Annotated in this window: 12 protein-coding genes; 4 read left to right on the top strand and 8 right to left on the bottom strand. The window is 43.3% G+C overall.

The window, feature by feature from the left end:
• Positions 1–3 precede the first annotated feature (3 nt).
• Complete coding sequence (locus tag FGM00_RS19005; RefSeq protein ID WP_138854437.1) at positions 4–486, top strand: c-type cytochrome; 483 nt, start codon at positions 4–6, stop codon at positions 484–486.
• Positions 487–879: 393 nt separating this feature from the next.
• A complete protein-coding gene (locus FGM00_RS19860; protein WP_175416272.1) occupies positions 880–1044 on the top strand; it encodes a hypothetical protein in 165 nt (54 codons plus the stop codon).
• Here FGM00_RS19860 and FGM00_RS19000 read toward each other — a convergent pair.
• From FGM00_RS19000 to FGM00_RS18985, 4 genes are all read right to left on the bottom strand, one after another.
• Positions 1025–2650 (bottom strand): SulP family inorganic anion transporter, encoded by a 1626-nt coding sequence (locus tag FGM00_RS19000; protein ID WP_138854436.1) that lies wholly within the window; start codon positions 2648–2650, stop codon positions 1025–1027. The genes FGM00_RS19860 and FGM00_RS19000 overlap by 20 nt on opposite strands.
• A 237-nt stretch (positions 2651–2887) precedes the next feature.
• Positions 2888–3601 (bottom strand): hypothetical protein, encoded by a 714-nt coding sequence (locus tag FGM00_RS18995; RefSeq protein WP_138854435.1) that lies wholly within the window; start codon positions 3599–3601, stop codon positions 2888–2890.
• Between the two features lie 210 nt (positions 3602–3811).
• Entirely contained in the window at positions 3812–4300 is a 489-nt protein-coding gene (locus FGM00_RS18990) for a hypothetical protein (protein WP_138854434.1), read from the bottom strand.
• A gap of 254 nt (positions 4301–4554) precedes the next feature.
• On the bottom strand, positions 4555–5529 hold the full coding sequence (locus FGM00_RS18985; protein WP_138854433.1) for a phytanoyl-CoA dioxygenase family protein: 975 nt from the start codon (positions 5527–5529) through the stop codon (positions 4555–4557).
• A 151-nt stretch (positions 5530–5680) separates the two neighbouring features.
• Between FGM00_RS18985 and FGM00_RS18980 the strand changes: the two genes are divergently transcribed.
• Together FGM00_RS18980 and FGM00_RS18975 are read left to right on the top strand one after the other, a co-directional pair.
• Positions 5681–6553, top strand: coding sequence for an AraC family transcriptional regulator (locus FGM00_RS18980; protein ID WP_138854432.1), 873 nt, complete (start codon positions 5681–5683; stop codon positions 6551–6553).
• An 84-nt stretch (positions 6554–6637) separates the two neighbouring features.
• Entirely contained in the window at positions 6638–7159 is a 522-nt protein-coding gene (locus FGM00_RS18975; RefSeq protein WP_138854431.1) for a DUF421 domain-containing protein, read from the top strand.
• A gap of 86 nt (positions 7160–7245) precedes the next feature.
• Here FGM00_RS18975 and FGM00_RS18970 read toward each other — a convergent pair whose 3' ends face one another.
• The 4 genes from FGM00_RS18970 to pbpC all read right to left on the bottom strand — a co-directional run bounded on the left by FGM00_RS18970 (position 7246) and on the right by pbpC (position 13950).
• Positions 7246–8157: a nicotinic acid mononucleotide adenyltransferase gene (locus FGM00_RS18970; RefSeq protein ID WP_138854430.1), complete on the bottom strand. Its 912-nt coding sequence runs from the start codon at positions 8155–8157 to the stop codon at positions 7246–7248.
• Between the two features lie 90 nt (positions 8158–8247).
• Positions 8248–9912, bottom strand: a complete 1665-nt coding sequence (locus FGM00_RS18965) for a glycerol-3-phosphate dehydrogenase/oxidase (protein ID WP_138854429.1) — start codon at positions 9910–9912, stop codon at positions 8248–8250.
• 147 nt (positions 9913–10059) lie between these two features.
• Entirely contained in the window at positions 10060–11547 is a 1488-nt protein-coding gene (gene glpK, locus FGM00_RS18960) for a glycerol kinase GlpK (protein WP_138854428.1), read from the bottom strand.
• A gap of 105 nt (positions 11548–11652) precedes the next feature.
• Positions 11653–13950: a penicillin-binding protein 1C gene (pbpC, locus tag FGM00_RS18955; RefSeq protein WP_138854761.1), complete on the bottom strand. Its 2298-nt coding sequence runs from the start codon at positions 13948–13950 to the stop codon at positions 11653–11655.
• Positions 13951–14022 lie beyond the last annotated feature (72 nt).

Raw genomic sequence — 14022 nt, 5'->3', positions numbered from 1 at the left:
CATATGAAAAAAATAATAATCCTGTTGGCTATGGGCGGTTTGATCTTTAGCTGTGGCGAGAAGAAGGAAGAGAAAAAAGAGGGCTTTGAAATGAAGACCGCCAAACCAGAGAAAAAGACGGAAGCCGCAGAGGAAGCAGCCGTACCTGTAGATATGGATAATGATGGTGTTGGTCCGTTTAAGGATGTCTCGTTCGATGAGGCTATAAACGCCGAAATGGCCGCGGCCGGAGAAGCCAAATACAAGGCCATTTGTACGGCCTGCCATATGGCCGAGAAACGTATGATAGGCCCAGCCTTAAAAGGGGTTTACGAAAGAAGAAGCCCGGCCTGGGTAATGAACATGATCAAAAATCCCGACGGGATGCTAAAAGAAGACCCGATTGCAAAGGCATTATTAAAGGAATACAATAACGCCATTATGCTCAATCAAAATTTAACCGACGACGAGACACGTGAGGTGGCCGAATATTTAAGAACGTTGTAGGAAGCATTATCAAAATTTTATGTGCCGTTATCCATTCAGTATGGATAACGGCACTTTTTGTTTCCTTATCGGTACTTTTCCTCTGATATGCTGTAAACAGGAATCGCCCGAACATCCATTCCAAAGAAATAGTGTTTCTTTCGAGTTTGCATAAAGATGGCAGACTACCCGAGAAGACAACAGCGGTGCTAGCGATGAACTAGAACAATCAAAATGCGCATAGCTAAACTTATGAGCTTTGAACAGGTATATGGTTCCTACGTTATGGGAATGAGTAATAAAGCCAAATAGCGTGTGAAAAATTACGCCTATTAAAAAAAGTTTAACAAAATTTTATCCTCTTCTTCCCTATTGCTTCGTCTTTCTACTAAACAACCTCTCTAAAAACAGTGTATGAAAGACATAGGAAAAATAACCAAGAAGGAAGATGCCGTAGACAGAAATAACAAAAGAATTAAAAAACAACTATCATTTCGATATTGGTTCGGCTGGAACGGGAGTCCTAGTTCGTCAAAAAAAGGGGTAAGGCCTGAAAATCTTACAGTCCCCAAAGTTTAAACGGATTTTGCTCCTCCGCATCTTTCTTTTTGGGTTTGTCTACGACCACTTTATAAGTAGGGTCTTCCAAAACATTTACATCAATGATGTCTTCTGCATCTTCGAGCAACTGTATACAATCTTTGCTCAAATGCTTGAGGTGTATTTTTTTCCCAACATTACGATAGCGTTCGGTTAGTTTATTCAGTGCCTCGATTCCGGACATATCGGCTACACGGCTCTCCCTGAAGTCAACGATAACCTCGGTCGGATCGTTCTGTATATCGAACTTTTCAGCAAAAGCTGTCGTAGAACCGAAAAATAAAGGCCCGTAAATCTCGTAGTGCTTTACGCCATCTTCATCGATGCGTTTTCTGGCCCGAATTCGTTTGGCGTTCTCCCAGGAATAGGCCAAAGCTGAAATGATCACACCCAACAGTACTGCGATGGCCAAATTATGCGTGATCGCCGTAATCAAAGTGACCAATACCATTACGACCACATCCGAATTTGGCATCTTTCTGAACGTTTTAAAACTGGCCCATTCAAAAGTTCCGATAGCGACCATAAACATCAGCCCCACCAAGGCGGCCATGGGCAAACGTTCGATCAAGCTCGATCCGAACATGATAAACACCAAGAGCATAACCGCAGCCGTAATTCCCGAGAGACGTGCCCTTGCGCCCGACGAGGTATTGATCAAACTCTGGCCGATCATCGCACAACCACCCATACCGGACAGGAATCCAGAAAGAAAATTCGCAGTACCCTGTGCCACACATTCCCGATTACCGCTACCCCGCGTCTCGGTAATTTCATCGATAATGTTCAAGGTCAACAGACTTTCGATCAAGCCCACCCCGGCAACAATGCCGGCGTAAGGGAAGATAATCGTAAAGGTTTCCCAAGTAATCGGTATCTGCGGAATAGATATCGGCGGAAACCCGCCTTTGATGGACTCACCCTCTTTCATCGTATCAGCTACGGTGAGGGTATCTATTCCAAAGCCTATCACTATCGCGGAAACCACTACAATCGCAACCAAGGATGAAGGAATCGCCTTTGTTAGTTTAGGCAGGCCCCAAATAATGAGCATGGTGAATAAGGTGAGCCCTAGCATAATCATGAATGGTGTGGTTTCCAATAGGGCATCCGTTCCTTTTTGATAAAAATTGGGGAATTGCGCCATAAAGATGATAATGGCCAAACCGTTCACGAACCCGAACATTACCGGGTGGGGCACCAAACGAATAAATTTTCCCAATCGCAGAAGTCCAGCACCAATTTGTAGTACCCCGGCGACAATGACCGTTGCAAAAACATAGTTCAATATCGTTTCGGGTTCTATCTCGGGAAAATTTCTTTTGAGCTCCAAAATCAAGCCGATAAAAACCACGGCCACTGCGCCAGTGGCACCCGAGATCATTCCTGGTCGCCCTCCGAATATAGAAGTAATCAAGGCCAAGACAAAAGCGGCATACAAGCCGGTCAAAGGAGAAAATCCTGGAATAAGGGCAAAAGCGATTGCCTCGGGCACTAAAGCCAAGGCTACGGTTAATCCCGATAGTATTTCGGTCTTGTAATCTACCTTTTGTTTGAAATCGAAAAGATTCAGATACTTTTTCATTGGTGCGGCATTTATTTCAGAAACTGCGCTGAAACTAAGCCGGCAAAAGTAAGGCTTATTCACTTCTTACCGAATCTCTTACAAAAAAAATTGCATGATGAGCATAGGTGCTATCCGTAAAGTGCCATCGAATACAAATTTTTTGGAATAAGCAGTGTACACTTTTTTTATTGGATTTCGATGAAATGAAAGCTATGAAATTCATCGATTTTCCGAAGTATTCAGGAAGACAAATTATTAAGGTAAAGCTTGTTTGTTAACCGCAGTATCCATTTCAATTTTTTTCGATAATAAAATTGGTGAAATATTTTGTGGAAAGTACCAAAAAGGTATGGTAACCAAAATTTTTGTCGTCGTTTCACTTTCAGGTTCGAAACTGTCTGATTTAACCGGTCCTTCAATGATTAAAACTTTTTTTCCGGCTTCCAAATCCTTTATATTCAAATATGTCTCGAAACCTATCCTTTCTTTACTATTCGTAGCTACCACAAAGTTGCTTTCGAAATCAGTCGAGTCGATTTTAAGATGATACAATTGATTGGTTATCTTCAAATAGTTGGCAATATCGTTTGCCTCCTTTTTACCCGATGCAATGTCCATGCCCCTTTTAAATTCAGAAAAAAATTTGGAATAGAATGTTCGCTTATCCTCTTTGGGTTTCAGTTTTTCATCCATTTCAAATATAAAGTCTTCCATTTCTTCGCTATATAACAAGAAAACCTTTAAGTAGTCTGTTTCTATGACCTTAGACGGAATCGCTGCGACGGAGATAAAAGTATCTTCTTTTTCAGATAAATTTTCGTAATGATTGTTTGCACTGTAAAATTCAGAAGAGTCTCTTTCTACCTTGAGGTAATTGGAATTGTTGTATTCCAAGCTGCTTAGAAGAATGATAATAACGTAGATGGGTAATAATAAAATGCTAAGACGTTTTCCAAATTTGTTATCCAAAAAATTATAAATCAACGGGCGATATAAAAAGGATAGGGTAATAAACCCAAAAAGCCTGTATATAGGAAAATAGAGGGTAGATGTCCATTTTTTTCGCTTCAAGAAACCTTGTCCCAAAAAATCCAAAAAAACTAGGAACGTCGAAAAAGAAAAAAGAAGCATTAAAAGCAAAACTGTATATTTTATCAGCTTCGGTGGATGTTCAAATATTTAAGATATCGCCCAAAAGAAAAAGCCCATTAGAAAGAGGGCAACAAGAGCGCCGATAACATAAAAAATCAATAGAAATGAGACCGAAAACAGAACGCTACAGTAGTTCTCCAATTTCGCGATGAATCGATCAAATGATCCCACTTTTTTTGTTAAGAAAGAAGTGAATTTTGAAGAGTAGTTTAAATTTTCATAATCAATATCGCCTGATACGTACCTAAGCCCGATTGCTCCTATCCAAAGCCCGCGTAAAAGTACGTGGAGAACCAAATTAAACAACAATATATACAATGCCATTGCTACTATGGTCCAAATGATTGCATACACCATGTTGCCATTAACATAGGCCATTTCGCTCTTTATGCCTATGGGATCTATTGCCGTAAATAGGCCATAAATCGCAAAACCTGAAATGATAAGTTCTAATTGCCAGCTCTCTTTTTGAAGCTTATCCAGCCATTTACGGAACTCGGGGCTATTGTATTCCATGTTATCTGTAATTCAATCTAAGATAGCACTTTATACTAAACATAAAGAGACTTCATGTTTATGACCAGAGGGTTTTAATGCTAAGATCAATACTATTTTTGGGGCTGCATAATGCCATAGCTTGAAAACTTTCTTTTATTTAACAGCGGGACAAGGCCCAATTCTCAGTTACGGAATAGTTCTTTGAGGATTCGATTTCAACAAACTGATAAATCATTGTACACTCTAAATGTATGTGGTGCCGGGTATCATTGCTACCATTTCTCCAAGCCCAACAGTTTTTTTCCCAAATCGGTAAGCTCGGCAGTTTTATATTTGGTTTGCTCCCAATTTCTAGGATCTCCTGGAAAGGCATACCCTTCAGGAGCAATTCGGTTTTTCCAAGAATTGATTCGCCAGGTTCTCAACTCCTCATTATCTTCTTCTGCCGGCATCATCGAAATGTATTGCGCGATGCGAACTTTGTCTTTCGACTTGTTCGGGCGTATGCCGTGGGGCTCAGTACTATTGAATATCAATAAATCGCCAGCTTCCATTTTTACTTTTACGATTTTTTCCTCCAACTCCGAAATATCGGGTTGAAACCGGTCTCGGTCTTCGGGCTTGGTCAATTTCCAAGTATCATAATTACGGTATAGCCATGGTATACATTGAAAGCCACCCATGTTTTCATCCGTTTGATCGGCCAATGCGAGAACCCCTTGAACATTTTGGGGTCGCGTTTCCGGGTCGTAATCCCAATGGATAAAGCCTTTTTTATCTATGCCTGGTTTTAACGGAAAGTTCAGGTTTGCCCGGTCTATGGTCACCCAGAGTTTTTCGGTGTCCCAAACATCGACAAAGGCATCGTACACTTTTGGCATCTGCCTGTTGTTCCATAAATGTTGGTGGTTGTATACTTCGACCATTCCGGTGCCGGTCAGTTCCTTCATTTTCATTTCGGCCCGTGGGGGCGCATACCAGGTCTCGGGGTCATTGGGGTCTTTTTCATCGAATTCCCACAGGAAATCGGCTGTCGCTTTTGCTTGTTCCTTGGGAACGGCATTTTTGATGACGATATAGCCATTGTGTTTCCAGAAGGCCCAGTTCTCTTCGCTTAAAACGCGCAATGGTTCACCATTGGAACGGTCGTTCAATTTGATTTTACTGCTGGTCGCCGTAGATGGGTTTCCTGGGATTTCTTTGTGGGCCTTGTTGGCCATCTCGGTTTTTGAATTTGACTGTTGCATGGTTTGAAGGTTTTAAAAGCGTTCGTATCGATAGGATAAAACTACGGCAATACAATATTGTAATCTACCGTCATATTGACCTAAATTTGAACAATATTGATATTTTGCTATTAATGAACATAATTATTGGCCAATTTTGTTATATTTCAATATGAAAATCCAGCTTGAAAGTATCAGTCCCGAGTCAAAAAGTCCGTTTCGACTGATGCACGACCCGAAGCTTAATCACCTTTTTTACTGGCATTTTCATCCCGAATTCGAACTCGTATATATCGAAGGCGCCAGTGCTACCCGTCATGTTGGGGAGCATATCTCCACCTACACCGAAAGCGACCTGGTTCTCATCGGCTCGAACATTCCCCATCTCAATTTTGATCATGGTGTAAAAACCTCATATCGTAAGGAAGTGCTTCACATTAAATCCTCATTCAAAGAGGATTTTGTAGCGCAAATGCCCGAACTGCAATCACTGAACCGATTGCTGGAGCTTTCCCGATACGGATTGGCATTTTCGGGACAAACAAAAAAAAATGTGGGCGAACTCATGAAGCGATTACACCGATTGCCCCCTTTTGACTTCTTCATGGCGACCATCGACATTCTTAAAAAACTGTCGGACAGCGGCGATTTTACCATGCTGCACAAAAAGCCATTTGTAAATACATACAGTAAAAAAGAACAATCGCGTATACGGGAGATTTATGCTTTAATAGACGAACGCTACCAAGGCAAGATTACCCTCGAAGAAGTAGCGGCTCTTTGCAACCTCAGCAAACCTGCGTTTTGCCGCTATTTTAAAAAAGCGACGGGCAGTACCTTTGTCGGCTTTTTAAACCAATACCGTATTTCACAGGCGAAGAGGTTACTTTTACTAGGAAAAAATGTAGGTGAGACCTGCTATGAATGCGGCTTTGAGAGCCTTTCCTATTTTAATCGGACGTTTAAAAAAGTGACTGGGGAAAACCCTTCCGAGTTTCGCAAGCGCTTAGTTATCGGTTCAAGAAAAATGGCTTCCGAGTCCTGAAAAAATGGTTCCGCACTACCCTAACTACTTTTAAGATAGTACATTCCCGCTTTGAAGATTTGAATAAATTCTTAATATACTACTATGGATATTTTTACCAAAATAGAATTATCGGTCATCTTAAAGATGCTGGTCGCAGGAATTTGTATTTATGTATACATCACACTCGTCACGAAGATTGCCGGAAAACGGACTTTCGCCAAAATGAGCAGTTTCGATTTTGCCGTAACCATAGCCATGGGCTCTATTCTTGCCGATGCGGTCAACAAGCCAGGGAGTAGTTTAATGCCCGCGTTCATCTCTATAGCGATTCTTGCCATACTTCAAGTCGTTTTCGCCAAGCTGCGGTCTTCCTCCGATAAGTTTGAAAATGCTATTTCGAACACGCCGATCCTGTTGATGAAAGATGGAGAAATCTTTCATGAAAATTTAAAAAAGGCATTGGTCAGCCAAGCCGACCTAATGGGAAAATTACGGGAAGCCAATGTCCTACAGCTTTCTCAGGTAAGGGCTGTGGTATTCGAAACTACAGGTGATATTTCAGTTTTACATAACAAAGATGAAACGCCTATTGATAAAATCATCATGAACGATGTAGTTTCCTAGTTTACCCGCCTTCTCAAAAACAAGACCGCCCCGACTTTAGGAGTCGAGGCGGTCTCTAACTAAATAACCAACCAAAAAAATCGTTTTTATTTTTTACTTCGTTTAACCTTCATTACCGGTCTTGAAGTCTTTTTTCGTTTCTTTTCAACCGTGCTTTTGCCCGATTTCAAGTACTCTTGGTATCCTCTTCCCCGAAATTCGTACGTGGTTCCACTATCGGGATGATACAATTCTGCGGTACTGTCATTAATAACGTAGAGTTCAAAGTAATCATTGCCCATACCATCGTAACCAAGTGTTAAAGTTTTGAGCGTTTCATCGTTTTCTACGTCATACACCTCATAATCGCCTTGAAAATCCCATTGTAAATTATTGAAGGACGTTCCGGGAGCGTCTATCGATGATCGAAACAGCGTAGGGAGAAATTGCAGAAAATTTTCATCGTCGAAATCGTTCAATGCGCCTTCTTGACTCGTATAGGTTTTTTCCCAAGCGTCGAATTCTTGAATAAAATAATCGATGTTATCGTAGAAGACAAAGTCGTAATCGAAATTGTTGGTTTGATACCCGTTGATGAAATACGAAGTTCCAGAGCGTGGATCTCGTAATTCGAGCGTGTTCGCATTTACTGCGAAAACATCAAGGAGCCAAAGTCCGTCTACATCATGGTCTATCTCAACGGCACCATTAAAGGTTCCGAAGGTTCCCACATCAATGCCGAAACCATTTCCTGTTTTGCCGATACCTACAATATTGTTGTTCGCGTAAACTACGCCATTATTAAAGGAGATGGTAAAGGCGCGCTGTAAAAAGGGTACTTCGCCATTTCCCCGTGTCGCATTAATATCAACATACCACAGGTCATATGACTCCAATACTACGGCCGTATTGAATGCTGATTCTTCGATAAATTCATCTTCGATAATGACATCGGTGGTACAAGAAGCCAGTAGTGCACCGGCAAGAACAAATCCTAAAAGTAATTGTATCGTTTTCATATGTCGTGGATTTTAGATTCCCACAACATAAAACAAGCATTATGCCATTTATTGTAAGTGTTTGATTTTCAAATATTTGTTTATTTAGTCTTACACCCGCTCCAAAGAAAAATTGGAATGCTCGTCAAGTATGGTCTCCAATTCTTCTTTCCAAAGCAGCAATTGTGCATCATCGACACCGTAGATGGTTTTGAATTCCGCTAAAATCGGCCCCATCAATGAACGTACACTATCAATGTCGAAATATAGGCGTCCTGTTCTACGAATAAAGAAGTCCATAGGGTTCTGCACCATTTCGTAGTCGATACCAAAACGTAGTTCCGCTTTTGCCATACGAATATACTTATCGGTATCATCTAGATTTTCGTATATATCCAGAATCGACTCGGTCTGTTTGCCATAATTGGTCACTAAAAACCAAGCATCATAATGTGCAAAACCGTCCGATTTGATTCTTTCGTAGAGCGAATCGATATATTTAGTGACGTGCTTGAACTTCTTAAAATCGACGTTTCCGCACAGCGGAATCTCTTCGGTATGGCATTCTTTAATCTCGGTACTGTTTTCTTCCATTTTTTTTACGATACGGTTCACCACCCGTTCCGCCATTTTTCGATAACCGGTAAGTTTCCCGCCTGCTATACTGATCAGTCCGGTATCCGAAGTGAAGATTTCATCCTTTCGAGATAACTCGGAAGCTGATTTTCCCTCTTCGTGGATGAGTGGTCGAAGTCCGGCCCATGAAGAAACGATATCATCGAGTTCCAATTCGATATCCGGAAACATATTATTGACCGCTGAAATGATGTACACAGCATCCGTCAAATCGGTCCGCACTTCATCCTTGTCATTGTTATAATTGGTATCGGAAGTGCCCACGTAGGTGACCTTACCACGAGGAATCGCAAACATCATACGTCCATCAGGAACATCAAAATACGTAGAATGTTTAAGGGGCAATTTCTCGAATGGAAATACCAAGTGTACCCCTTTGGTCAAATGCAATCGCTTGCCCTTTTTGGAATTATTGGTGCTCCGCAACTCATCTACCCAAGGCCCGGCCGCACTGATGACGTATTTGGTCTTGATGGTAAAATCGTTGCCGGAAATAACGTCCTTTACTTTGACTCCGGAAATGACATTGTTCGTATATTCAAAATCCTCGACCTTCCCGTAGTTCAACGCCACGGCCCCGAATTGTAAACTGGTCTTAATGTTCTCAATGGTCAAACGGGCATCATCGGTCCTATATTCGGCATAGTACCCGGCACCTTTTAAAATTTTCTTGGGCAATAGCGGTTCCAGTTTCAAGGCTTCCTTCTTTTCCAACATCTGGCGTTTGTCATCACCCGTAACCTGGGCCAGAATGTCGTACACTTTGAGTCCTATGGAGGTAAGCCATTTACCATACGACCCGTTTTCAATCAATGGAAGCAACATCTTTTCGGGGAGTACCAAATGTGGCGCCAATTTGTGCACTATGGCCCGTTCCGAACCCACTTCCTTGACCAACCAAAAATCGAATTGCTTCAAGTATCGGAGTCCGCCATGAATGAGTTTGGTCGATTTACTGCTCGTTCCCGAGGCAAAGTCGTTCTTTTCGACCAAGGCTACTTTCAGTCCGCGGGAAGCTGCATCCAAGGCGATTCCGCCACCGGTGATTCCGCCACCGATTACGACCAAGTCGTATTCGTCTTTTGCTAGTCGGGCTATGGTTTTTTCTCGATCTAAGTTTGAGAATTTAATATTTTTCATGATTTTCTTTAATTGTCATTGCGAGGAGCTTTTCGCGACGTGGCAATCTGCAATTGACTGACCAACAAGTTAATTTTGTGTACCCATCAAGCAGTTTACATCGTTTTCCGACCTACTGTCTCGCTTCTTGCGAAGATGTTCCCTTTCTCACTGTGCTTCCCACCCTTTGGTGCGTTCTACGGCCTGTTGCCATTTTCCATACAACCGTTTGCGCTTCACCCTATCAAAAGTAGGCTTGAAAATGCGATTCATCGGTCGATTCTGGTCTACGTCTTCCTGTTTCCATAGGCCGACTTGAATCCCGGCCAGAAAAGCCGCGCCCATAGCTGTGGATTCAATGACTTCCGGGCGATGTACTTCCGTATCCAGAATATCGGCTTGAAATTGCATTAAATGATTGTTGGCACAAGCGCCACCGTCTACTTTCAGATTTTTCAAGGGAGTACCCGAATCATCTTCCATGGCCTTTAATATATCTTTGGTCTGATAGGCCAACGACTCCAAAGTCGCTTTGGCCAAATGCGCTTTTCCCGTATCTCGCGTCAATCCGAAAACGGCCCCACGAGCGTACATATCCCAATAGGGTGCGCCTAAACCTGCAAATGCCGGTACCACATAAACCGGATTTTCACCTTCGACCGAATCGGCCAAAGCCTCTGTTTCCTTGGCATCCTTGATCAGTTCCAAGCCATCCCGTAGCCACTGCACTGCTGCCCCTGCGATAAAAATACTTCCCTCAAGAGCATAATTTACCTTGCCGTTCAAGCCATATCCAATGGTCGTTAGGAGTCCGTTTTTAGAGAATTGCGGCTTTTCCCCGGTATTCATAAGCATGAAACATCCCGTACCATAAGTATTTTTTGCGGTCCCTTCCTTAAAACAGGCCTGACCGAACAAGGCGGCCTGTTGGTCGCCTGCGATGCCGGCAATCGGAATATGCACCCCGTCCAGTTCATAATCCCCAAAATGATGTGCCGAAGGTTTCACGTCAGGAAGCATACTCTTAGGAATACCCAGAGCCTGCAGTAATTTATCGTCCCATTTAAGGTTTACGATGTTATAAATCAGGGTTCTCGAAGCGTTAGTATAGTCGGTTACGTGCTTTTGTCGACCTGTCATGTTCCAGACCAACCATGTGTCTATCGTCCCCATTAACAAATCGCCATTTTCCGCTTTTTCCTTGGCACCTTTTACGTTATCCAGAATCCATTTCACCTTAGTACCCGAAAAGTAAGAATCGATAACAAGTCCGGTCGTTTTTCGCACGTGCTCGGTCAAACCGTTTTTCTTCATGGTTTCACAGATATCGGCCGTACGTTTGTCTTGCCAAACAATGGCGTTGTACACGGGTTCTCCCGTGTTTTTGTCCCACACTACTGTAGTTTCCCGCTGGTTGGTGATACCGATCGCTTTAACGTCTTCAGGGCTGATTCCCTTTTCCTTTATCAAATTCGAAAGAACATTCATTTGGGATTCTAAAATCTCCATCGGATTATGTTCTACCCAACCTGATTTCGGAAATATCTGCTTGAATTCCCTTTGAACCATTCCCTCAATGGCACCCTCTTGGTTGACCAATAAGGCCCTGGAACTGGTCGTGCCCTGGTCTAGGGAAATGATGTACGACTTTTTCATGAATATGTTTTTAAAATACGAAAAGCACCCAAGTAAAAGTGCTTGGGAGCGCAGTGGGAAACATTAAATATAAGGGTTTATCACCGAGGTACAAAGCAGCGAAGATTACTCTACCGTTATAGTAACGAAAATTTCGTTCCCAAGGGCATCCAAGGCGGTTATTTTATGTTTTCCAGGGCTTGGAAGCAGTCCTATTTCATGAAAATTTTTGGTCTGGGCCATGAAGGTTTCATTCAAATACCAGAAAACCAAGGTTTCGGGCTTGGTGTGCGCCAATTTTACCACAAGTTCATTTTGCTGGCCTTCAAAATTACGCACCAGCGAAATACGGCTTCCCGATTTTGGGTAGATGAATTCCATTGGAGGGGCGGCATCGTTTTTACAATCCTGACGCAACGGAGGTAAGGCCTTATATGTCGGATGGCTTTTTTTGAAATAGTATGCTTGCAACGGTGGCAAAACAAACCACGATTCGGTACGTGAAGTGGAGAGGTCGGCACAGGAAGAATTGACCCGAAAATGGCCGTTCCCGTCCAATTGGACCACTTGGTGAAAGGAGCAGGGCTCCACAAAATTAGTTTTGTTCGGAATGGCTATAGTTTTGGACGGACAAGCCTCCATGGCCAAAAAACCACTTTCGGCACAGACGGAAATATCGGCGAACTCATCCAAAGGTTTTTGAAACCAATCGCCGGTAGGAAGCACATCAAAAACATCGAACATAATCGGTGCCGCACTTGTAACCCCCGTCACATTCGGTCTACCTTCCCCATCGGCATTCCCTACCCATACCCCGACCACGTAGTCTGCAGTAACGCCTATAGACCAAGAGTCTTTATTGCCAAAACTAGTACCGGTTTTCCACGCTATTTGCTTGCTGCTATCATAAAACTCCCACGATTCATTGCCCTCGGGCCGATTTACCTCTTTCATTGCTTCGAAGGTGAGGTAGATACTTGCCGCATCGAAAAGGGTCTTTTCGGTCGACAGCTTTCCGAAATCTACCGTTTGATTCTGGATCAGTATCGGGTTTATAAATTCCTTTTTATAGTATTCACTGGAACTCGTATTGAAATGGTTGATCGTAGAAGCCAGATTGGCATAGGTTTTACACAAGTCCCAAAGGCTACTTTCCGCACCGCCCAAAATTAATGTGAGCCCATAATGGTCGGCGGGTTTATCGATACCTTTCAGGCCAAACCCATCCAATTGGTCCCTGAATTTTTGGAGTCCGAATGATTGCAATAATCGAACAGCAGGGATATTCAACGAGCGCGCCAACGCCTTCTTAGCGGTTACCGCACCACTGTAGTCCTCATTGAAATTTTCGGGTGTATACCCTGCGATTTGTGTCGGAACATCAGGCACCAACATATCGGGCAACAGCTCCCCGGAATCCAGCATGGCCGTATACAAAAGCGGTTTAATGACACTGCCGGTACTTCGGTTCGCTTGCACCATATCCACATCTTTTTGCTGGGCAGGACCGGTAGGGGTATTGCCCACATAAGCAAGTACCTTTCTTGTTTTTACATCCATCACCAAAACGGCCGCGTTATGCACCTGGTTCTGGCTCAAGTTGCCGTGATGATAGCCTACAATGGTGTTGATGTTGTGCTGTAAACTTTGGTCTACGGTCGTTCTCAGACGTTTTCCCCTATGACGCTTTGCCATATATTGAACCAGATGCGGCGCCATTGTAGGCAAATCGTAGGGTTTTTGAGGTAACGTTTCTAGCAACGCCAGTTCGTAGGTGGTCGTATCTATTATATCTTCGTTGCGCAATTTCCGCAGCAGCCTATTGCGCTTGGCCAACAGCCTTTGCTGGTTTTTGCCGGGATAGATGAGGCTAGGCGCATTGGGCAACACCGCGAGGGTGGCCGATTCTGCCCAAGAGAGCTGATGCGGCCGCAAGCCGAAATAGCGCCATGCAGCGACATCCAAGCCGACCACATTACCCCCATAAGGGGCATGACTGGCATACAATTTCAGGATTTCTTCTTTGGAAAGGCGAAATTCGAGGCGGGTCGCCAATACCAGTTCGATAACTTTTTCCCAGTAGGTACGGTTTTTATTCCGTGATAGGCGAATCAGCTGTTGTGTTAAGGTGCTCCCACCGCGGACCGTTTTTCCCGCGGAAATATTCGCTCCGATCGCCTTGGCCATTGAGACCGGATTGAATCCTGGATGACGGTAAAAATGAGCATCTTCAAATTGAAGCAAGCATTGCTCGAATTTTTGTGGCACACTATCCATAACGGGGAAACGCCATTGCCCATCATCCGCAATTAGGGCACCTAACAGGTTTCCTTCTTGACTTTCCAAAACCGTCGCGGTAGGGGTATCGAAAAGGGTTTTCGGAAGACAGAAGTAATAGGCAATCACAAGAATTGCCAATAGCATCAGTTTTTTGGGGTGTTTTTGAATAAAGGAAACGCTCTTAGCCCATCCCAAGAAAGGGATTTGCTTTGCGCT

It is taken from the genome of Aggregatimonas sangjinii (genome assembly GCF_005943945.1).
Taxonomy (GTDB): Bacteria; Bacteroidota; Bacteroidia; order Flavobacteriales; family Flavobacteriaceae; genus Pelagihabitans; species Pelagihabitans sangjinii.
The sequence above is the reverse complement of the archived record's forward strand: the minus strand, read 5'-3'. Positions and strand labels throughout refer to the sequence as shown.

Bases quoted from the DNA above. Each gene is read 5' to 3' on its own strand.
- FGM00_RS19005 (WP_138854437.1), top strand. From the start codon at position 4: ATGAAAAAAATAATAATCCTGTTGGCTATGGGCGGTTTGATCTTTAGC.
- FGM00_RS19860 (WP_175416272.1), top strand. From the start codon at position 880: ATGAAAGACATAGGAAAAATAACCAAGAAGGAAGATGCCGTAGACAGA.
- FGM00_RS19000 (WP_138854436.1), bottom strand. From the start codon at position 2,650: ATGAAAAAGTATCTGAATCTTTTCGATTTCAAACAAAAGGTAGATTAC.
- FGM00_RS18990 (WP_138854434.1), bottom strand. From the start codon at position 4,300: ATGGAATACAATAGCCCCGAGTTCCGTAAATGGCTGGATAAGCTTCAA.
- FGM00_RS18985 (WP_138854433.1), bottom strand. From the start codon at position 5,529: ATGCAACAGTCAAATTCAAAAACCGAGATGGCCAACAAGGCCCACAAA.
- FGM00_RS18980 (WP_138854432.1), top strand. From the start codon at position 5,681: ATGAAAATCCAGCTTGAAAGTATCAGTCCCGAGTCAAAAAGTCCGTTT.
- FGM00_RS18975 (WP_138854431.1), top strand. From the start codon at position 6,638: ATGGATATTTTTACCAAAATAGAATTATCGGTCATCTTAAAGATGCTG.
- FGM00_RS18970 (WP_138854430.1), bottom strand. From the start codon at position 8,157: ATGAAAACGATACAATTACTTTTAGGATTTGTTCTTGCCGGTGCACTA.
- FGM00_RS18965 (WP_138854429.1), bottom strand. From the start codon at position 9,912: ATGAAAAATATTAAATTCTCAAACTTAGATCGAGAAAAAACCATAGCC.
- glpK (WP_138854428.1), bottom strand. From the start codon at position 11,547: ATGAAAAAGTCGTACATCATTTCCCTAGACCAGGGCACGACCAGTTCC.
- pbpC (WP_138854761.1), bottom strand. From the start codon at position 13,950: ATGCTATTGGCAATTCTTGTGATTGCCTATTACTTCTGTCTTCCGAAA.